Origin of the sequence: Flavobacterium sp. CF136 (assembly GCF_000282055.1) — a bacterium.
In the GTDB taxonomy this organism is placed as follows: domain Bacteria; phylum Bacteroidota; class Bacteroidia; order Flavobacteriales; family Flavobacteriaceae; genus Flavobacterium.
The window spans coordinates 1-3,749 of the sequence record NZ_AKJZ01000093.1 but is presented as its reverse complement, the minus strand read 5'-3'; the positions used below and the strand labels follow the sequence as shown (position 1 = coordinate 3,749).

The 3,749-nt window shown below is 29.8% G+C and carries 3 protein-coding genes; all 3 read left to right on the top strand.

What is annotated here, in order from left to right:
* The first annotated feature begins 217 nt into the window (after positions 1 to 217).
* Positions 218 to 1,048, top strand: a complete 831-nt coding sequence (locus tag PMI10_RS19565) for a hypothetical protein (protein ID WP_157489911.1) — start codon at positions 218 to 220, stop codon at positions 1,046 to 1,048.
* Between the two features lie 934 nt (positions 1,049 to 1,982).
* Positions 1,983 to 2,648: a hypothetical protein gene (locus PMI10_RS19555; protein ID WP_007810985.1), complete on the top strand. Its 666-nt coding sequence runs from the start codon at positions 1,983 to 1,985 to the stop codon at positions 2,646 to 2,648.
* A gap of 166 nt (positions 2,649 to 2,814) precedes the next feature.
* Positions 2,815 to 3,687 (top strand): class I SAM-dependent methyltransferase, encoded by an 873-nt coding sequence (locus tag PMI10_RS19550; protein WP_007810984.1) that lies wholly within the window; start codon positions 2,815 to 2,817, stop codon positions 3,685 to 3,687.
* Positions 3,688 to 3,749: the final 62 nt, after the last annotated feature.

The window sequence follows — 3,749 nt, the reverse complement described above, 5'->3', positions numbered from 1 at the left end:
ATTTGGCTTAATGCAAAAATTGGTTTGTATTTAGACGATTTGGCAAATCCGAAGAATGGGCTTAATTTAGTCCCAAACCCGCTGTAGTACCAGAACGTTATAAGCAATTTTCAGTACATCTAAATTTATGAAAAACTTCTTTTTAATTTTAATTTCATTGATAATCCTATCTTGTAAAGACACAAATTCTTCTAGAGTGCAAGAAGAAAAATCACATATGAAATTACATGAAGAAATGGATAAAGTTGGCAAAGAATTAGGAAAATTCAATAAGCAGCTGGTGAAACTATATTCTTTTTCAGAAAAAAAACCTGAAAAAGCAATTCTGAGTGCGGATAGTTTGTTACTTGTTAATAAACAGGAAAAGGATAAATATAAATCTCAAATAAAATCTAATGTTGCCAGAAGCCTACACCACTTTAAAGCTGAAATGCTTTACCAACTTGGTAAATACAGGGAATCAATAGCAGAATTAGAAACTGATGATTACAAATCAGGAGATATTGCTGCTGCTTATGCGGCAAATTATGTTAAGTTAGGAGAATACGACAAAGCAAAATCCTTTGTAGATAATATTGGAAATTATATTTCTGATTATTGTCGTGGAAATTATTATGAATGTATTGGTGAAAAGTCAGGGGCAATTAAAATATACAATTCAATCAAACAAGATAAAAGCATAAAACATTATGCTTATTATGAATTGGCTATAAATAGACTTGAAGACCTTCAAAAAAATAATCCTAAATTTCTTGATGAAATTTATTTTCCAACAGGAAATCCAAATTTTGAGATTTGTGATTCCGACAATGAAAACAGAACAAAAATTTTTGATTTGGTACAAAACCTGCCTGAAAGCAAAGGATGGACTGGTACTGCCATTTTAGATTACCCTCAGATAAATGATAAAGATTATTATTGGGTTAGAGTAACAACTAAAAATAATGAATATAATTATTACGTTTATCAAAATACTTTTGAAATAAAGTTTTTCAATCCTAAAAATAAAAATCTGATGACTTTGAACGAATGGAGAAGGTCAAAATAAAAACTGCTTATAACAGGCGTTTGGCAAGATTGGGGTTTTAGGTTGAATTTAAAGATGGTTTTGTGTTTGGAAAATTTGTGTTTAACCGAAAAATCCCGCATCTTTATACCCCAGCCTCACCAAGCGCCAGAACAGTACTGGTTCGTTATACAGAAATTGAACAATAACCTAAACAATTTTAAATGAAATTAATTCGATATTTTTTCCAGAAACGAATGGTTATAATTCTATTTCTGATTTTTATTTTAATTAACCTATTTACAAAAAACTACAAACATTACTGCATAAACAAAACTGTTGGATGGGCTTTTGATATTACTGAATTCAGTCTTTTAATTTTCTTATTTTCCTTTTATAGTTTTTTATTTGTCTATGGTATTTTCGCTTTGAGCAAAAAAGAAACAAATTTGACAATTTCGATTGGGCATGCGATAATCATTTCTGTTTCAGCAGCTTTATTAGACAACAACAATAATGGATTTCTTATGATTTTTAATTGCATATCAATCATTGTATTTTTGTTAAATATGTTTAAAAGCTTAAAAACACATAAGAAACTAAATAAACAAACTGTGCATAACAGCTAGTTATACAAAAATTACGCAGATAAAAACAATTAGAAAATAAGCATTTGTTTCTGATAAAATTTACAAAGCAGAAGTGTGAAAATTAGAATCTGAAAATCAAAAACCTAAAAATTTGCGATTTAATTTTTATTTCAAAAAATAACCAGCGAGTAACCGCCGCTTGACAAGGTTGGTTTTTTATTGGAATTATCGTTTTAAATCATATATATTCGTAAAGCAGAAAATACTCTGCTCCTATTTCTCCAACCTCGCCAAACGACAGAACATTATGTGTCAACTTATTAGAGCCAAGAAAAAAAAACTATAATTACAAGTACAGCAAAATTCAAAAGAATAACACATAAAATATGAGCGAAAAATTTACTTTAACTGGTGGAGCAAGAATTGGAATGGCGAATGCAAGTTATCCTTTTGCTGATTTGTATGTTGACAAAGAAATATTAAAAATAAATGCCTCGATTGTTGGTAATTTAATATTTCAACCAAAAGACATAATTTCAATTGAAACTTATACTCTTATTCCGTTAATTGGACAAGGAATAAAAATTAATCACAGAATAGAAAATTATAATCCGAAAGTTATATTTTGGACATTTAAAGACCCAAATTCTGTAATTAGCGAAATTAAAAAAACTGGATTTTTGCAAAACTTAAATAGCGAAATAGGTTCAAACGATTTGGAAATTATAAAAAAACAAAACCAAGGTGGATTTCCGTTAAAAAAATCAGTTGCCATTTTTTTTATTATTGCTTGGAACTTACTTTTCCTTTCTGATATTATTCCATTTTTTCTAAAAGGCGAAACTGAAGGTTCACCAATTGGAATTGGAATGAATTTAGCAATCGGATTAATATTTGTAAGTTCAATTTTAGCAATTGTTTCTGAAAAGTTCCAAAAAATAATCCTAAAAGAAAATAGAAATTTTGACGACATAAAAAAGTTTGCTTATTTCATTGCTTTAGTCAGCGGAATAATGTTTATAGCTTTTACTATTGGAAATTTGAATAAATAAAAAGCCGAACGCATAACAGCTACAACCGATTTGGGTAATTGGCTTAATGGAAAATTGGTTTTGTATTTGGGATGATTTGGCAAATCCGAAGAATAGGCTTAATTTAGTATCAAACCTCTTATGGGAATGTTAGTGGTAATAGTAAACAACACTTATATTAAAAGAGATGAAAACAGACAAAACAAGCCGAACAGCTCAGTATATGGCTTTATTCAGAGCATTGGAAACAGAACGTGATGCAAACGATAAATTATTTTCTGATCATTATGCCATACACTTTCTTGAAGCCAAATTGAGATTTGCAGCCCGAATGTCTAAGTATTCAATTATCAGAAAATATATTTGTAATACAATTCAAAAGAAAATCCCGGGAGCATTGTCCTCAGGAATAGCCCGGACAAAATATATTGACGATTTACTACAATCAACAGTCGCAAATGGGGTAACGCAAGTAATAATTCTAGGAGCAGGTTTTGACACAAGAGCGTTACGTCTTGATTTTTTAGAGTCAATACCAGTAATAGAAATTGACCATCCTAACACATCCAATTTTAAAACCGAAACTTATAAAAGCCGTATTGGCAACCTTTCAAAAAATATTGAGTTTTATCAAATTGACTTTAATAAACAAAGCCTTGAAGAATTGGCTGCACAACATAATTTTGATTTTACAAAACCTACTACAGTTATTTGGGAAGGTGTCACAAATTATCTCACAGAAGATGCCATAAAAAATACTTTTAGTTTTATTGCAAAATTTACAACAAACAGTTATGTTATTTTTACTTATGTTCACAAAAAAATTCTTGAAAATCCATGTTCATTTTTAGGAGGGGAAAAACTTTTGGAGAACCTTGACAAACTTGAAGAAAAATGGACTTTTGGGTTTCGGCCAGAAGAACTGTCAAATTATTTAAAGCAATTTGGCATATTGCTTCTTGAAGATATGGGCGCAACTGAATATCGTGCTAAATACTTACCAAACCGAGCTGAAAATGGATATGAGTTTTATAGAGCAGCAATGGCAATAAAGCAATAATTACTACAGCTAACAGTCGTTTTATGGCGATTTTAGGTTTAATTTGAAATTGGTTTTGTATT